The organism is Actinoplanes sp. NPDC051388 (genome assembly GCF_055586225.1).
Genome location: NZ_JBVJIP010000001.1, coordinates 414,248 through 429,511 on the forward strand (window position 1 = coordinate 414,248; position 15,264 = coordinate 429,511).

Consider the following 15,264-nt stretch of genomic DNA (forward strand, 5'->3'; position numbering starts at 1 on the left):
ATGAGAGTTCGCATGCAGCCGGGGAGGCTCAGATGGGCAAGGGCATCGCATATCTGGTGGCGTGGATCGTGGGGTTGGTCGTGGTGGGCTGGGTCGCCATCAGCCTGCTGCAGTCGTTCTTCGTCCCGCTGATCATCGGCGCCGTGGTCATCGGCGGCGGCGTCTATCTCTACCGCCGGGCCAAGCGCGGCATCGCTCCCGGCACCCGCAACGCCTACCGCATCGAGGCGGCGAAGCAGACCTACCGGATGCGGAACCGATGAGGCAGGTCCCGGGAAGCTAGGCTTGCGGACGTGTTCGACAACCTGAGCGACCGCCTCTCCGGGATCTTCACCAAGCTTCGCGGCAAGGGCAAGCTGACCGACGCCGACATCGACGCCACCGCGCGCGAGATCCGTCTCGCACTGCTGGAGGCGGATGTCGCGCTGCCCGTGGTGCGGTCGTTCATCGCCAGCCTCAAGGAGCGCGCCCGTGGCGCCGAGGTCTCCCAGGCACTGAACCCGGCACAGCAGATCATCAAGATCGTCCACGAGGAGCTCATCACTGTCCTCGGCGGCGAGGGCCGGCGCCTGCAGTTCGCCAAGCAGCCGCCGACCGTGATCATGCTGGCCGGCCTGCAGGGCTCCGGCAAGACCACGCTGGCCGGCAAGCTCTCCCGCTGGCTCAAGGGCCAGGGTCACCAGCCCCTGCTGGTCGCCTGTGACCTGCAGCGACCCAACGCGGTCAACCAGCTGCAGGTGCTGGCCGGGCGCGCCGGGGTGGACATCTATGCACCCTCGCCGGGCAACGGCGTCGGCGACCCGGTGCAGGTGGCCCGCGACTCGATCGAGCACGCGAAGCGCACCGCCAAGGACATCGTCATCGTCGACACCGCCGGCCGCCTCGGCATCGACGCCGAGATGATGCAGCAGGCCCGCGACATCCGCGACGCGGTCACGCCGGACGAGACCATCTTCGTGATCGACGCGATGGTCGGCCAAGACGCGGTGACCACCGCCGAGGCCTTCCGCGACGGCGTCGGCATCACCGGCGTGGTGCTCTCCAAGCTCGACGGCGACGCCCGCGGTGGCGCGGCGCTCTCCGTCCGGCAGGTCACCGGCGAGCCGATCCTGTTCGCGTCCACGGGTGAGAAGCTCGAGGACTTCGACGTCTTCCACCCCGACCGGATGGCCAGCCGGATCCTCGGCATGGGCGACGTGCTGACCCTCATCGAGCAGGCGGAGACCGCCTTCGACGAGGATCAGAAGGAGAAGATGACGGCGAAGCTGCTCGGTGGCGAGCAGTTCACGCTGGAGGACTTCCTGGACCAGCTGATCGCGGTCCGCCGGATGGGCCCGATCGCCAACATCCTCGGCATGATGCCCGGCATGGGCCAGATGAAGGACCAGCTGGCCGAGCTGGACGACAAGCACTTCGACCGGGTCACCGCGATCATTCGCTCGATGACCCCCGGCGAGCGCACCAACCCGAAGATCATCAACGGCTCGCGCCGGGCCCGCATCGCGAGCGGCTCCGGGGTCACGGTGATGGACGTGAACCAGCTGCTCAACCGCTTCACCGAAGCGCAGAAGATGATGAAGCAGATGGGCGGCATGATGGGCCTGCCCGGCGCGGGCCGGCGCAAGGCCACGAAGAGCCCGAAGAACAAGCGCAAGGGCACGAAGGGTGGCAGCCGCGGGCCTCGTTCGGGGCAGATCCCGGGGATGCCGCGCGGCGGGATGCCGCAGCTGCCGCCGGGCTTCGACCCGACGGCGATGGGCGGCGGAGACGGCGCACAGGGTTTGCCGCCGGGCTTCCGCCTCCCCAACCTCGACTTCAACAAGCTCCAGCGCCCCCCAAAGCGCAAGGACGACGACGACGGCAAATAGGGATCTCCGGGGTTGAGGGGCTAGTCATGAGTAAGGTAGTCTCGTGACGCCCTCCGAGGAGGAGCCTATGACCGCGGCTTTGAGCCTGCCTGCCCACTGGGAAGAGCGGGAGTGGACCGTCGACGACCTGGTGGACCTTCCAAAGGATCTTCGCTATGAGTTGATCGACGGAAGGCTCGTCTTGCCGTCCCCCACGCTTCCGCACCAGGAACTCTGCATCGAGATAGCCCTCGCCCTGCGGGCGCATTGTCCGGACGGCATGTGGCCGTCAGTCGATCTCTCGCTGCGAATCAACCCGCACAATGAGCCACGTCCCGACATCGTCGTGGTCCAGCTCGACCATGCCAACCGAAGTCCGATCCCGGTCGAGGATGCGTTGCTCGCGGTCGAGGTCGTCTCGCCGAGTTCGCGTTTCCGCGATATGTATGCCAAGGCCAGGGCATATGCGACTGCCGGCATCGCGCACTACTGGGTCGTGGACCCGATGCCCGACAGCGGGATCGTCCTGACCGAATACCGGCGCGGGGATCGTGACTACGAGCTCGTCAGCAGCACTGCCAAGCTGTTCGAGACAGAGACGCCATACCCCGTGACCATCGACTTGCCGGCGCTGACCGCCACACGGAAGGCCTTGCTCGCACGCACCAGGCCTTGATCCATCTCGGCAATCGGGTAGGACTGACGCATGGCGTTGCATGTGCGTGGTGTTGTTCTGCCCCAGGGTGATGTTCGGGATCTCTGGCTGGTGGGGGACCGGTTCACCTACGAGCCCGTCGCGGAGGCCGAGACCATCGCCGACGGTGGGTGGATTCTGCCGGGACTTGTCGATGCGCACTGCCATCTGGGGATCGCGCACGGGCCTCGGCCCATCACCGGGCTCGACGAAGCCCGAGCACTGGCCGCCATCGACCGGGACGCCGGAGTGCTTGCTCTGCGGGACGCGGGGTCGCCGTACCCGTACCCGGAATTGGACGACGAACCGGACATCCCCCGTCTCGCCCGCGCGGGTAAGCACGTCGCCGCGCCGCGGCGATATCTGCGGGACATCGGCATCGAGGTCGCCGCCGCCGAGGTCGCCGCGACCGTCACCGCGCAGGCCAAGGCCGGCACCGGCTGGGTGAAGATCGTCGGGGACTGGCTCGATCGCGACGCCGGCGACCTCACGCCCTCCTGGGACGCCGCCACCATGGCCGCCGCGGTCGAGGCCGCGCATCAGGCCGGCGCGCGGGCGGCGGTGCACACGTTCTCCGAGGAGGGCGTCGCGATCATGGTGCGGGCCGGGGTCGACTCGGTCGAGCACGGCACCGGCATCACGCTGGACCTGATCGACGAGATGGCGCGGCGCGGGACGGCGCTGGTGCCCACAATGATCAACATCCTGACGTTCGACGGGATCGCGGAGCGGGCGCGGGGCAAGTTCCCCGGCTATGCGGATCACATGGTCGCGCTGCGTGAGCAGTTTCCGGGTGTGGTGCGGGCGGCGCACGAGGCGGGCGTACCCATCTTTGTCGGCACCGACGCGGGCGGCGGCATCGCACACGGCCTGGCCGCCGACGAGATGCTCCTGTTGCACGAGGCCGGCCTGCCGGCCGAGACGGTGCTGGCCGCCGCGAGCTGGGGCGCACGTGACTGGCTGGGCTTCTCGGGTCTGGTCGAGGGCGGCATGGCCGACCTGGTGGTCTATCCCGAGGACCCGCGCGCCGACCTCCGCGTGGTCAAGGCGCCGCAGCGCATCGTGCTCCGGGGACGAGTGGTCAAGTAGGCGCACTGAGCTGACCCGCGGCGGAAAACAAAAAGTAACCCCGATTAGGATGCACGACCATGGCTCGCGTGCTCACTCCCCGTGCGGAAGACTTCCCCCGCTGGTACCAGGACCTCATCGCCAAGGCGCGACTGGCCGACAACGGCCCGGTGCGCGGCACGATGGTGATCCGGCCGGTCGGCTACGCCATCTGGGAGCGCATGCAGTCCGAGATGGACGCCCGGATCAAGGAGGCCGGCGGGGAGAACGCCTACTTCCCGCTGTTCATCCCGGAGAGTTATCTGCGTCGCGAGGCCCAGCACGTGGAGGGCTTCTCGCCCGAGCTCGCGGTGGTCACCCACGCCGGCGGCAAGGAGCTCGCCGAGCCGCTGGTGGTGCGCCCGACCAGCGAGACGGTGATCGGCGAGTTCATGGCCAAGTGGGTCGACTCCTATCGCGACCTGCCGCTGCTGCTCAACCAGTGGGCCAACGTGGTCCGCTGGGAGCTGCGCCCGCGCACCTTCCTGCGCACCACCGAGTTCCTCTGGCAGGAGGGCCACACCGCGCACGCCACCGAGGAGGACGCGCGCAACTACGCCCGCCAGATCCACAAGGACGTCTACGAGGACTTCATGGTCGACGTGCTGGCCATGCCGGTGGTGCCGGGCCGCAAGACCAAGGGTGAGCGGTTCGCCGGCGCCACCAACACGATGACGCTCGAGAGCATGATGGGCGACGCCAAGGCCCTGCAGATGGGCACGTCGCACGAGCTCGGGCAAAACTTCGCCAAGGCGTTCGACATCTCGTTCACGTCGTCCGGCAGCACCGTCGAGCACGCCTGGACCACGTCCTGGGGCACGTCCACCCGCATGATGGGCGGCCTGATCATGACCCACGGCGACGACAACGGCCTGCGGCTTCCGCCGCGGCTGGCGCCGATCCAGGTGCAGGTCATGGTGGTCAAGGCAGGCGAGGGCGTCACGGAGGCGGCGGCCAAGCTGCGCGACGAGCTCAAGGCTTCCGGGGTACGCGTGAAGCTCGACGACCGCGCCGACGTGCCGTTCGGGCGTCGCGCGGTGGACGCCGAGCTGCAGGGCATCCCGATCCGGATCGAGGTCGGGCCGCGCGACCTGGCCACCGGCAACGTGGTGGTGGCCCGCCGGATCGACGGCAGCAAGTCGCCGGTCGCGCTGGGCGAGGTCGTGGCCGACGTGACCGCCGCGCTCAAAGCCGACCAGCAGCGGCTCTACGACGACGCGCTCACCTTCCGGGCCGAGCGCACGGTCGAGGTCAAGACGCTGGGCGACGCGATCGAGGCCGCACAGACCGGTTGGGCCAGGGTGCCCTGGTCGGCGATCGGTGAGCAGGGTGAGCAGGAGGCCAACGGCAAGGCCGTCACGGTGCGCTGCCTGGTCCGCGAGGACGGCACGATGCCCGACTCCGACGAGGAGGCCGGGCTGATCGCGATCCTGGCCCGTTCCTACTGATGGCTTTCGCTCCCGGCCAGGTCATCCTGCACCGGAACACCCGCCGGGGGCGCATCGCCTTCGCCCGGCCGGTGCGGGTGGTCTCCGACACCGACCTCGGCCTGCTGGTCTGGATGGCCCGGCACACCCCGTCGATCAGCGAGGCGACGCTGGACGGCCGCCGCACCCGCGGGATGCCGTTCACCGAGTGGGTGACCCACGAATACACGATGAAGCCCGGCAGCTGGCTGGGCCCGGGCATCCTGATGTTCTTCCCGCCGGACGCGGACCACTCGGTCTGGTTCTTCTGGACCGACGGCGGCGAGTTCACCGGCTGGTATGTGAACCTCGAGGAGCGCGCGCTCCGCTGGGACGACGGGTCGGTCGCCGGGGTGGACATCGTCGACCAGGACCTGGACGTGGTGGTGGCCCCCGACCGCAGCTGGGCCTGGAAGGACGAGGACGAGTTCACCGAGCGCCTGGCCATCCCCGAGCACTACTGGGTGGCCGACGAGCAGGCGGTCCGCGACGAGGGCCTGCGGGTGATCAAGCAGATCGAGGCCGGCGGGTTCCCGTTCGACGGCACCTGGATCGACTTCGTACCCGACCCGGCCTGGGACGTTCCGGCGCTGCCCGCGGGTTGGGACCGGCCGGTCACGCGCTGATTCCGCCCCGATTGGTCGCCGCGCCCCGGCGTCTGGCACAATGACTAGCTGGTATTCGGCACGTGCGAGGCGCCCTCTAACCCCTCAGCGCGTGACCAGTCCTCGAGGCATCGGTCCCGCAGTCCCCACGTGGGTTCCGTCGGCTCAACCCACGCAGTCATTCAGGAGCGTAAAGAACCGTGGCCGTTAAGATCCGGCTCCTGCGGATGGGCAAGATCCGCAACCCGCAGTACCGCATCGTCGTCGCCGACTCGCGCACCAAGCGTGACGGCCGCGCCATCGAGTACGTGGGCATTTACCACCCGAAGGAAGACCCCTCGCTGATCCAGGTCAAGTCCGAGCGGGTGCAGCACTGGCTGTCGGTGGGCGCGCAGCCCAGCAACGCCGTGCAGCGCATCCTGGAGAAGACCGGCGACTGGCAGCAGTTCAAGGGCCTCCCCGCGCCGCCGCCGCTGCTGGTGGCCCCGGAGAAGGCGAGCCGCACCGCGGCCTACGAGGCGGAGGCCAAGGCCGCCGCGGGCGTCGCCGAGACCCCGGCCAAGCCGGCCACCAAGAAGGCCGCCAAGGCCACCAAGGCTGCGGAGCCGAAGGCGGAGGCCAAGACCGAGGCCAAGACCGAGGCCAAGACCGAGGCGAAGGCTCCGGCCGCGCCGGAGGCCGCCGAGGCCAAGCCGGACGAGACCAAGGCCGTCGACCCGGCCGAGCCCAACCGCGAGGCCGTCGCCAAGGACGCAGAGGACCCCGCCGGTGCCGGCGCCGACGCGAGCTGACGGGGCGCTCCGGCCCGCGCTGGAGCACCTCGTCAAGGGCATCGTCGACAACCCGGACGACGTCCGGGTGCGGCTGGTCGACTCGCGCCGCGGCAAGCGGCTCGAGGTGCGCGTGCACCCGGAGGACCTGGGCACGGTCATCGGGCGCGGCGGTCGCACGGCCAAGGCGCTGCGGCAGGTCATCGGGTCGATCGGTGGGCGCGGCATCCGCGTCGACATCGTCGACGCCTACTGATCCGCGTCTCAGACCTGACCCGCAGCGGAAAACAGAAACGAAACCCATTATGGTGCTGCTCGTCGTCGGTCAGATCGGTAGACCGCACGGAATCCGGGGCGAGGTCCTGGTGACCGTGCGGACCGATGAACCGGAAGAGCGTTTCGTGCCCGGCGCGGCGTTCACCACGGAGTCTCCGCTGGTGCACGCCGAGCCGGGCGCTTTCCGCGTGCCCGCCAAGCTGGTGCTCGAGTCGCTGCGCTGGCACCAGGGCAAGGTGATCGCCCAGTTCGAGGGCATGCACGACCGCAACCTCGCCGAGTCGCTGCGCGGCACCCTGCTGCAGGTCGACTCCGGCGAGCTGACCCCGCCGGACGACCCGGACGAGTTCCACGACCACCAGCTCGCCGGGCTGCGCGTGGTCACCGTCGCCGGCGAGGAGCTGGGCACCGTCGACAAGATCGACCACGCGCCCGCGTCCGACCTGATCGTGCTGCGCAAGACCGGCGGCGGGACGGCGCTGATCCCGTTCGTCAGCGCCATGGTGCCGACCGTCGACCTGGCCGGCGGCCGCATCGTGGTCGACCTGCCGGAGGGTTTGCTCGACCTCTGATGCGCGTCGACGTCGTCTCGATCTTCCCGGACTACTTCTCCCCGCTGGACCTGTCGCTGGTCGGCAAGGCGCGGGGCATCGGCGTGCTCGACCTTCACGTGCACGACCTGCGCACCTGGACCTCGGACGTGCACCGGACGGTGGACGACACTCCCTATGGCGGCGGGCCCGGCATGGTGATGCGTCCCGAGCCGTGGGGGCAGGCGCTGGACGCGATCGGGCCGGGAACGCTGATCGTGCCGTCCCCGGTGGGCAAGCCGTTCACCCAGGCCGACGCGCACGAGCTGGCCGGGCTGGACCATCTGATCTTCGCCTGCGGCCGATACGAGGGCATCGACCAGCGGGTGATCGACGACGCGGCGGACCGGATGCCGGTGCGTGAGGTCTCGCTCGGGGACTACGTGCTGTTCGGCGGCGAGGTGGCGGTGATCGTGATCCTGGAGGCGGTCACCCGGTTGCTGCCCGGGGTGCTGGGCAACGCGGACTCGCTGACCGAGGAGTCGCACGCGGCGGGGCTGCTGGAGGCGCCGGTCTACACGAAGCCGGCGTCGTGGCGGGAGCGGGCCGTGCCGGAGGTGCTGCGCTCGGGTGATCACGGGCGGATCGCGCGCTGGCGGCGTACCGAATCATTGCTGCGCACCGCGGCCCGGCGGCCGGACCTGATGGCTGCCTACCCGCCTGCTGATTTGGATAAAAAGGACAGGGTTGCCCTCGAAGAGGCCGGATTTCAGATCCGGCCTCCCGATGTGGCAAAGTAGTGAGGTTGCCGTTCGCCCTCACGCCGTGGGCGGCGAGCGAGGACCCTCTTGATCGACGGGTCAGAATCATCCATTCGCGCATCGAACTCCCGGTGCGCTTTGAGTAACACGAGGATGCAGCGATGAACACGCTGGACGATCTCGACGCCCAGTCACAGCGCACCGACATTCCCGACTTCCGCGCCGGCGACACCGTCAAGGTGCACGCGCGGGTCGTCGAGGGCAACCGTTCCCGCGTCCAGGTCTTCCAGGGCGTCGTGATCAGCCGTCAGGGCGGTGGCCTGCGCGAGACCTTCAAGGTTCGGAAGATCAGCTTCGCCGTCGGCGTGGAGCGGACCTACCCGATCAACAGCCCGGTGATCGACCGGATCGAGGTTGTCACCCGTGGCGACGTGCGCCGGGCCAAGCTCTACTACCTGCGCGAACTCCGCGGCAAGAAGGCCAAGATCAAGGAGCTGCGGGACAAGCAGCCCGTCGGCTGACGATCGTCGATCCGTCAAATGCGCCGAGAGCGAACTACTCTTGCGCCAGTGACGGATGGAACATCGTTCGCGCTACCGCCCGATCGCGTCCTCAGCGGCGTGCCCGGGCGGTAGTGCTGTATCCGGGGCGGGTCGTCCGGGACGGCGGCAGGAGATGCGAAGCGTGGGACAGATGGACGGCTATCGAGGCGGCACGGCGTCCGGCCGGCGGCGTGGCCGGGTGATCCGGCGCAAGGAGATGCCGCTGTGGCAGGAGCTCCCGCTGCTGCTGGTGGTGGCGTTCTGCCTGGCCGTGCTCATTCGGACCTTCCTGGTCCAGGCCTTCTTCATCCCCTCCGGGTCGATGGAAAACACGCTGCTGATCGGCGACCGGGTGCTGGTGAACAAGGTCGTCTACGACATGCGCGACCCGGTCTACGGCGAGATCGTGGTGTTCCGCGGGCCGGACAACTGGGTGTCCGAGTCGGTCGCCCCGGTGAGTCAGACGTTCGCCGCCAAGCTCGGCCGCACGATCGGCGATCTGGTCGGTGTCAGCCGCCCCGGCGAGCGCGACTTCATCAAACGGGTGATCGCCCTGGAGGGGGACAAGGTCGCCTGCTGTGACGCGCAGGGCCGGATCACGGTGAACGGGAAGTCGATCACCGAGCCGTACATCTTCGAGAACTCGCCGCTGGACGCCCCACCCAACCCCAAGCAGTGCACCAGCCGGGTGTTCGCCGAGGTGACCATTCCCAAGGGGCAGATGTTCGTGATGGGCGACCATCGCGGCGTCTCGCAGGACGCGCGCTGTCAGGGCCCGGTGCCGGTGAACAACGTGATCGGCCGGGCCTTCGTCATCGTCTGGCCCAGCAACCGGTTCACCGGCCTCGATGTGCCGGACAACTGGAAGACCTTCGCCGCACCCCGGCCCACCGCCGCGCCGGCCGACCGCGGGGCAGATCCGGAAACCGCCGCCCTAATCCTCCCCTTCCTGTTAACTACGGGACTGTCCGCGCGTTCCGGACTGACGTTCTCGCCACGGCGACGTAGGCTCCGTTCGTGATTGACGAGCAGACCGAGAAGCGTCGGGGTTCCTTCTGGCGCGAGCTGCCGATCCTCGTCGGTGTGGCGATCCTGGTCGCCGTCCTGGTGCGGGCCTTCGTGCTGCAGACCTTCTACATCCCGTCGCCGTCGATGGAGCACACGCTCAACGTGCTCGACCGGGTGCTGGTCAACAAGCTCGTCTACGACTTCCGTGACCCCCGCCGTGGCGAGATCGTGGTGTTCAAGGCGCCGCAGCAGTGGCAGAGCGGCAACGAGGGCGAAGACTTCATCAAGCGCATCATCGGCACCGCGGGCGATCACATCGTCTGCTGCGACGACCAGCAGCGGATCATGGTCAACGGGCACTCGCTGGATGAGCCGTACATCTATCGCGACGCCGACGGCACGCAGAATGCGGCGGCCGACGAGCCGTTCGACATCACCGTGCCGCCCGACCGCCTGTGGGTGATGGGTGACCACCGGGAGGCCTCCGCCGACTCGCTGGAGCACTGGGAGACCAGCCAGAACATCGAGGAGGCCACGATCAAGGCCGACTCGATCGTGGGCCGGGCCTTCACCGTCTTCTGGCCGGTGAACAGGGCCACCTGGCTGTCCGTCCCGGCCACCTTCGACGCGGTTCCGGCTCCGGCCGCGGCCAAGTAACCGCCCGCGGTCGAAAGATCGACCGCAAGCGCAATAAGGTGGTGCCGTGACCGTCCTCGATCGCCGTGCCGCCCGCGTCGTGCTCGTCGACGACGCCGACCGCACTTTGCTGCTGCGCGGCGGCGATCCGGCCCGGCCCGGCCTGCGCTGGTGGTTCACCCCCGGTGGCGGGCTCGACCCGGGCGAGAGCACGGCCGAGGGCGCCGCCCGCGAGCTCCGCGAGGAGACCGGCCTGCGGGTGGCCCCCGCCGACCTCGGCGAGCCGGTGTGGCACCAGGTCACCGAGTTCAGTTATGACGGCCGCGACTACCGCCAGGACCAGGACTTCTTCCTGCTGCGCGTCCCCTCGTGGGAGGTCGACACGGCCGGTTTCGACCCCGAGGAGCAGCGCACCATCGACCAGCACCGGTGGTGGACGGCGGCCGAGCTCGACGAGACCGACGAGACGATCTACCCCGAGGAGCTGGCCTCCCTGCTGCGCCGGGTGATCTCGTGCTGACCCCGGCCCGCACCGTGATCCGCCGGGAGGGCGGCCTCTATGCCCTCGAGCGGGCACTGCAGCGCCGCGGCTTCCGGCACGTGGCCGGCGCCGACGAGGCCGGTCGGGGCGCCTGTGCGGGCCCGCTGGTGGCCGGCGCGGCGATCCTGCCCGAGGGCAAGCGCGGCGAGATCGACGAGCTGGCCGACTCCAAGCTGCTCACCCCGCTCGCCCGCGAGCGGGTCTATGAGCAGGTGGTGCGGCGGGCGCTGGCCTGGTCGGTGGTGATCATCCCGCCGGCCGAGGTGGACCAGCGCGGCCTGCACGTGTGCAACCTCTCCGCGATGCGCCGCGCGCTGGCGTCGCTCACCACCCGCCCGGAGTACGTGCTGACCGACGGCTTCCCGGTCGACGGATTGGGCGCGCCCGGCTTGGCGGTGTGGAAGGGTGACCGGGTGGCCGCATGTGTGGCGGCGGCCAGCGTGCTCGCCAAGGTCACCCGGGACCGGATGATGGTGGAGCTCGACGGCCGCTACCCGGACTACGGCTTCGCCGAGCACAAGGGTTACATCACCGACGAGCACAGCGCCGCGCTCACCCGGCACGGGCCGTGCGTCGAGCACCGGTTCTCATATGTGAACGTCGCCGCCATCTCGGGGCGCAGCAACCGCCCGCCGCGGGCACGCCGGCCGTCGATTTCTGCCCGTCCTTCGCCGTCATCCGAGCCGCTGACGCTGTGGCCCGCCCCGGAGGGTACCGTCGGCGTGGCGTCGGGCGAGCCATCGCGGCCCGCGGCGCCGGTGGGGGAAGATGAGGCAATGGAGGGCGAGGAGCGATGAGCGCAGAGGATCTCGAGAAGTACGAGACCGAGATGGAGCTGCAGCTCTACCGGGAGTACCGCGACATCGTCCGCCAGTTCTCCTACGTGGTCGAGACCGAGCGCCGGTTCTATCTCGCCAACCAGGTCGACCTGCACGTGCGCAACTCCGACGGAGAGGTGTACTTCGAGGTCGAGATGCATGACGCCTGGGTCTGGGACATGTACCGCCCGGCGCGGTTCGTCAAGAACGTCCGCGTCATGACGTTCAAGGACGTCAACGTCGAGGAGCTCGAAAAGCCGGACATCTCGCTGCCGGACAACGCGGGCTTCGGCGGCTGATCGGGTTATCCACAGGGGTGCTCCGGGCCCCGCCGATTTCCGGCATGCTTCGCCGCGTGCTGCTGCTCTCGCTGATCCTCGCCTTCGTCAGTCCGCTCTCACCCGCCGTCGTGACCCGTGGCTTCGATCCGCCGCCCGCGCCCTGGCTGGCCGGTCATCGCGGGGTCGATCTCTCGTCGTCGCCGGGTGCGGTGGTGCGTGCCGCAGGCGACGGGCAGGTCGTCTTCGCCGGAGTGGTGGCCGGCCGCGGGGTCGTCAGCGTCCAGCACCCGGGCGGCCTGCGCACCACCTATGAGCCGGTGTCGCCGATGGTCGCGGTCGGGGACTTGGTGTTTGCCGCGTCGTCGCTGGGCACCTTGACCGCCGGTCACCCCGGCTGTCCCGCACCGGCCTGTCTGCACTGGGGCCTGCGCCGCGACGACGCCTATCTCGACCCGCTCCTGCTGCTGGGCCACGGGCGCGTGCGCCTCAAACCGCTCTGAGCAGCGCCGGCAGGCGCTCGGCGAGCCGCTCATATTCGTCCGGCCGGTTGTAGATCTGCGCGCACAGCCGCAGCCAGCCGCGACCGCCCCACGGGTTCACCGAGGTCTCCGCGGCCAGCTTGTCCGCGATGTGCTCGCGCAAAGCACGGGCCTCCGGCTGGGTCGTCGCCAGACCGGCCGGCAGCGGCACGAGCCGCATCGAGGCGTGCGGATCGCCGGGCTCCGGCAGGTCGCCCGGCGCGAGGCCGAGGGCCTCACCGACAACCCGTTGCGCGTACGCGGCCAGCGCGGCATTGTGCGCCCGGACGGTGTCCGGGCCGAGCGAGCGCATCACGAAGAGCCCGGTCGGGGCGGCCAGCCAGCCCGTGTAATCCAGGGTGCCGCTGGACTCGACATGCAGCGGATAACCGTCGTCCTGCGCCCAGGACACCACCAGCGGGTCGATCCGTCGACGCCACGCCGGCGCCACGGCCAGCAGCGCGGTGCCGCGCGGGGCGAAGGCCCACTTGTGCAGGTTGCCCACCCAGAAGTCGGCGCCGATCGCGGCCACGTCGACCGGCAGCATGCCCGGCACGTGCGCGGCGTCGACCAGCACCGGGATGTCGTGCTCGCGGGCGGCGGCGGCGATGGCCCGCACCGGGAAGGCCTGCGCCGTCGCGGAGGTGATCTGATCGACGATGAGGAGCTTGGTGCGCCCCGGACGCAACGCGCTGCGTATGCGGGACACCACCTCGTCATCCGGCACGCCGAGCGGAAGAGCGACGGTGCGCGCGGTGGCGCCCGAGCGGCGGCACTGCCGGCGGACGGCGAGCGCGACCGCGCCATAGGAGTGGTCGGTCATCAGCACCTCGTCGCCGGAACCGAGGTGCATCGACTGCAGGACGAGCCCGACGCCGGCGGTGGTGTTGGCGACCAGGGCGCTGCCGTCGGGGTCGGCGCCCAGGAAGGCGGCGAGATGGCGGCGGGTGTGCACGACCCGGTCGTGCAGGCCCTGGGTGAAGAACTTGACCGGGTTGGACTCCATCTCGTCCCGCAGGCGTTGCTGGGTGCGCTGCACGCTGATCGGGACGGCGCCGAAGGCCCCGTGGTTGAGATAGGACACGGCCGGGTCGAGCGAGAAGAGGAGACGCGCCCCCGGGATCGGCGGCGGCGGATCTCCAGCGGTCACCTCTGAATCGTAAGTGATCGCTCAGGCCCGTGGGTGGGCCTGGCGGAACGCTTCCCGCAGGCGTTCGGTGGAGATGTGGGTGTAGATCTGGGTGCTGGACAGCGAGGCGTGCCCCAGCAGGTCCTGCACGGCACGCAGGTCGGCGCCGCCGTCGAGCAGATGGGTGGCGGCCGAGTGGCGCAGATCGTGCGGGCTGGTGTGGGGGAGGCCGGCGGCTCGGGCGGCGGTGGCGACGATCCGGCGTACGACGGTCTGCTGAAGTCTGTTGCCCTTGACCCCGACGAAGAGCGCGGCGCGGTCGGTGGTGAGATGCGGGCGGCCGTGATCGCGCCAGGCGTCGAGGGCCCGCTGGGCCGGCACGCCGTACGGCACAGCGCGCTCCTTGGCGCCCTTGCCGAAGACCCGCACCACGCGGCGGGCGTCGTCGACGTCGGTGAGGTCGAGGCCGCAGAGCTCACTGACCCGGATGCCGGTGGCGTAGAGAAGTTCGAGGACGGCGCGGTCGCGCAGCACGATCGTGGTGTCCTCGCGCGGGGATTCGACCAGCTGGGCGGCCTGGTCCGCGCGCAGCACGGTGGGCAGGCCACGATGGGCGCGCGGGCTGGCCAGGTGGGCGCCCGGGTCGGTGGGGGCGCGGCCGGTGCGGTGGGCCCAGGCGGTGAAGGTGCGGGCGGAGGCGGCGCGGCGGGCCTGCGAGCTGCGGGAGGCGCCGGTCGACAGGCGGGCGGCCAGCCAGCCGCGGAGCACGGTGAGGTCCAGGTCGTCCGGCGAGGCGCAGCCGACCCGAGCCGCGTGGTCGAGCAGCGAGACGACGTCGCCGACATAGGCCCGCACGGTGTGCACGGACCGATTGTCGACCCGAGCCAAATGCACCCCAAAGTCATCAACGGCGTCCCGCATGGCAACGGGCAGCTGGGCGTGCAGCTCCTTGGTCGCCTTCACTCGATCCCCTTTCCCGTCCCGGTCATCTTGATCCGCGCCGGCCCGCTCGTCCACTTCCGCCGCTCCGACCCACCCGCCTCTCTCACCGCAGCCTCTTGCCGGCTAGCCCTTTCTGCCCGGCCGTCCTCTCCAGGCACTGTTCGCTGGGGCCTTCTATCTGGCGCCTTCTTGCGGTGCTTTGTTGGTTACGCCTTATTGCCGGCGCTTGTGGCGGTCGTCTCTTGTGGGCCCCGCTGCCGGCGTTGGCGAGTTGAGATCGTTTGGCGCTCGACCGGCCCTCGACCGGCGGTCCGGTGGGCCCTATCCTGCCGTGATGCGGCGGGTAGTGGTCCTTCTCTGCGTGGTCTTCGGTCTGACCGCGTGCTCCGGTTCGGACGGCGAAGAGCCGACCGCGAAGACCGGCATCGGCGGGCCCTCGACGGCGTCGCGTCAGTTCACCCTGCCGTCGAAGAACATCGGCTGCCTGGTCACCGGCGAGTCGGCGCGCTGCGACATCAACGAGAAGACCTACAAGCCGCCGGAGAAGCCGGCCGACTGCCAGCAGGCGTGGGGAAGCGCGATCACGGTGACGGTCGAGGCCGCCACGCTGACCTGCGCGGGCGACACGGTGATGGGTTCGACCGAGATCCTTCCGTACGGCAAGGCAGTCCAGGTCGGCGACTTCGTCTGCACGAGCGCGAGTTCCGGCGTCCGCTGCACGCACGCCCCGTCGGGCCACGGCTTCACCCTGGCCCGAGTCAGCTACACCCTCTTCTAGCGCCGCTGTCGTGGT

At 69.8% G+C, this 15,264-nt stretch carries 19 protein-coding genes and 1 pseudogene; 18 read left to right on the plus strand and 2 right to left on the minus strand.

The window, feature by feature from the left end; translation table 11 throughout:
• The first annotated feature begins 32 nt into the window (after positions 1 to 32).
• From ACZ6TI_RS01980 to ACZ6TI_RS02060, 17 genes and pseudogenes are all read left to right on the plus strand, one after another.
• Positions 33 to 263 carry a hypothetical protein gene (locus ACZ6TI_RS01980; RefSeq protein ID WP_465343096.1) on the plus strand — a complete coding sequence of 77 codons (231 nt, stop codon included), beginning with the start codon at positions 33 to 35 and terminating at the stop codon, positions 261 to 263.
• 30 nt (positions 264 to 293) lie between these two features.
• A complete protein-coding gene (gene ffh, locus ACZ6TI_RS01985) occupies positions 294 to 1,868 on the plus strand; it encodes a signal recognition particle protein (protein ID WP_465343097.1) in 1,575 nt (524 codons plus the stop codon).
• Positions 1,869 to 1,935: 67 nt separating this feature from the next.
• The gene (locus ACZ6TI_RS01990; protein WP_465343098.1) at positions 1,936 to 2,523 is read left to right on the plus strand and encodes a Uma2 family endonuclease; all 588 of its coding nucleotides are present in this window, start codon (positions 1,936 to 1,938) and stop codon (positions 2,521 to 2,523) included.
• 30 nt (positions 2,524 to 2,553) lie between these two features.
• The gene (locus tag ACZ6TI_RS01995; protein ID WP_465343099.1) at positions 2,554 to 3,630 is read left to right on the plus strand and encodes an amidohydrolase family protein; all 1,077 of its coding nucleotides are present in this window, start codon (positions 2,554 to 2,556) and stop codon (positions 3,628 to 3,630) included.
• A gap of 59 nt (positions 3,631 to 3,689) precedes the next feature.
• Positions 3,690 to 5,096 (plus strand): proline--tRNA ligase, encoded by a 1,407-nt coding sequence (gene proS, locus ACZ6TI_RS02000; protein ID WP_465343100.1) that lies wholly within the window; start codon positions 3,690 to 3,692, stop codon positions 5,094 to 5,096.
• Positions 5,096 to 5,740: a ribonuclease FAU-1 family protein gene (locus ACZ6TI_RS02005; RefSeq protein ID WP_465343101.1), complete on the plus strand. Its 645-nt coding sequence runs from the start codon at positions 5,096 to 5,098 to the stop codon at positions 5,738 to 5,740. Before proS ends, ACZ6TI_RS02005 begins: the two co-directional genes overlap by 1 nt.
• Positions 5,741 to 5,919: 179 nt before the next feature.
• A pseudogene (gene rpsP / locus ACZ6TI_RS02010) lies at positions 5,920 to 6,381 on the plus strand (30S ribosomal protein S16); the annotation flags it as partial.
• A gap of 106 nt (positions 6,382 to 6,487) precedes the next feature.
• Positions 6,488 to 6,745, plus strand: coding sequence for an RNA-binding protein (locus ACZ6TI_RS02015; protein WP_014447131.1), 258 nt, complete (start codon positions 6,488 to 6,490; stop codon positions 6,743 to 6,745).
• A gap of 55 nt (positions 6,746 to 6,800) precedes the next feature.
• A complete protein-coding gene (gene rimM / locus ACZ6TI_RS02020; RefSeq protein WP_465343523.1) occupies positions 6,801 to 7,337 on the plus strand; it encodes a ribosome maturation factor RimM in 537 nt (178 codons plus the stop codon).
• Entirely contained in the window at positions 7,337 to 8,095 is a 759-nt protein-coding gene (gene trmD, locus ACZ6TI_RS02025; RefSeq protein WP_465343102.1) for a tRNA (guanosine(37)-N1)-methyltransferase TrmD, read from the plus strand. Before rimM ends, trmD begins: the two co-directional genes overlap by 1 nt.
• A 122-nt stretch (positions 8,096 to 8,217) precedes the next feature.
• On the plus strand, positions 8,218 to 8,577 hold the full coding sequence (gene rplS / locus ACZ6TI_RS02030) for a 50S ribosomal protein L19 (protein WP_465343103.1): 360 nt from the start codon (positions 8,218 to 8,220) through the stop codon (positions 8,575 to 8,577).
• A 172-nt stretch (positions 8,578 to 8,749) separates the two neighbouring features.
• Complete coding sequence (gene lepB / locus ACZ6TI_RS02035) at positions 8,750 to 9,619, plus strand: signal peptidase I (protein ID WP_465343104.1); 870 nt, start codon at positions 8,750 to 8,752, stop codon at positions 9,617 to 9,619.
• Entirely contained in the window at positions 9,616 to 10,263 is a 648-nt protein-coding gene (gene lepB, locus ACZ6TI_RS02040) for a signal peptidase I (protein WP_465343105.1), read from the plus strand. The genes lepB (ACZ6TI_RS02035) and lepB (ACZ6TI_RS02040) overlap by 4 nt, the downstream gene beginning before the upstream one ends.
• Before the next feature lie 46 nt (positions 10,264 to 10,309).
• Positions 10,310 to 10,762, plus strand: coding sequence for an NUDIX hydrolase (locus tag ACZ6TI_RS02045; RefSeq protein WP_465343106.1), 453 nt, complete (start codon positions 10,310 to 10,312; stop codon positions 10,760 to 10,762).
• On the plus strand, positions 10,756 to 11,580 hold the full coding sequence (locus ACZ6TI_RS02050) for a ribonuclease HII (protein ID WP_465343107.1): 825 nt from the start codon (positions 10,756 to 10,758) through the stop codon (positions 11,578 to 11,580). The genes ACZ6TI_RS02045 and ACZ6TI_RS02050 overlap by 7 nt, the downstream gene beginning before the upstream one ends.
• The gene (locus ACZ6TI_RS02055; protein ID WP_285682857.1) at positions 11,577 to 11,900 is read left to right on the plus strand and encodes a DUF2469 domain-containing protein; all 324 of its coding nucleotides are present in this window, start codon (positions 11,577 to 11,579) and stop codon (positions 11,898 to 11,900) included. The genes ACZ6TI_RS02050 and ACZ6TI_RS02055 overlap by 4 nt, the downstream gene beginning before the upstream one ends.
• Positions 11,901 to 11,944: 44 nt before the next feature.
• Positions 11,945 to 12,382 carry a M23 family metallopeptidase gene (locus ACZ6TI_RS02060; RefSeq protein WP_465343108.1) on the plus strand — a complete coding sequence of 146 codons (438 nt, stop codon included), beginning with the start codon at positions 11,945 to 11,947 and terminating at the stop codon, positions 12,380 to 12,382.
• Here ACZ6TI_RS02060 and ACZ6TI_RS02065 read toward each other — a convergent pair.
• Positions 12,369 to 13,550: an aminotransferase class V-fold PLP-dependent enzyme gene (locus ACZ6TI_RS02065; protein ID WP_465343109.1), complete on the minus strand. Its 1,182-nt coding sequence runs from the start codon at positions 13,548 to 13,550 to the stop codon at positions 12,369 to 12,371. The genes ACZ6TI_RS02060 and ACZ6TI_RS02065 overlap by 14 nt on opposite strands.
• 21 nt (positions 13,551 to 13,571) lie before the next feature.
• Entirely contained in the window at positions 13,572 to 14,450 is an 879-nt protein-coding gene (locus ACZ6TI_RS02070; protein ID WP_465343524.1) for a tyrosine recombinase XerC, read from the minus strand.
• Between the two features lie 355 nt (positions 14,451 to 14,805).
• Here ACZ6TI_RS02070 and ACZ6TI_RS02075 point away from each other — a divergent pair, with 355 nt between their 5' ends.
• On the plus strand, positions 14,806 to 15,249 hold the full coding sequence (locus ACZ6TI_RS02075; RefSeq protein ID WP_465343110.1) for a DUF6636 domain-containing protein: 444 nt from the start codon (positions 14,806 to 14,808) through the stop codon (positions 15,247 to 15,249).
• Positions 15,250 to 15,264 lie beyond the last annotated feature (15 nt).